Genomic DNA, 593 nt, shown 5'->3' with positions numbered 1-593 from the left:
GCATCCTGGCCGCCCCAGCCCTTCCAGCCGGTATAGCTTTGCGTCACGCCAGCCGACCTGCCATCCCAATAACGATGGAACACGTTCGGGTTGTTACTGGTGTACGTATTGTAGTCAGCGCTCATGAAGGTCCTCAAGTTGGTGCCCGATTCCGTATTGTAGTTGAACTCGCCATTGGTCGAATTGAACGTATTGTTGGTCACCTTGTTGTTGCGGATAGTGCCTGCGTCCTGGGAGAACTGCAGGTGGGCGACCTCACTCGAAGCGAGCGTGTTGTTGCTGATGACGGTATCGAAACTATTGTGCAGGAACATGGCACGGGTGGTGTTCGACACCTTGTTCCGGCTAATGGTCACGCCGTTGGCATGGTCATCGAGGTAGATACCGACGTTTTCCGAGCCCTTGACATTCGTCACGGTGTTGTTATCGATCAGCAAGGTCAATGGCAGCTTGTCGCGAGCACCGGTGTAGATACCGCCGCAGTCGTGCAGTCGGACGCAAGCGCCGTCGACCACGCTGTTCTTCACGGAAGTGTTGCGGTTATGCAGCACGCTAATGCCGTGGTAGCCCGAATTGGTGACCCGCACATTGTC

1 protein-coding gene is annotated in these 593 nt (G+C 55.6%); it reads right to left on the bottom strand.

Annotated features, from left to right (window positions below; genetic code table 11):
- Nucleotides 1-593, bottom strand: a 593-nt coding sequence (locus CR103_RS21790; RefSeq protein ID WP_180279501.1) for a NosD domain-containing protein, incomplete at both ends; no start/stop codon positions are given.

The sequence above is a fragment of the Massilia psychrophila genome (assembly GCF_002760665.1).
Taxonomy (GTDB): domain Bacteria; phylum Pseudomonadota; class Gammaproteobacteria; order Burkholderiales; family Burkholderiaceae_D; genus JAFCUW01.
The sequence above is the reverse complement of the archived record's forward strand: the minus strand, read 5'-3'. Positions and strand labels throughout refer to the sequence as shown.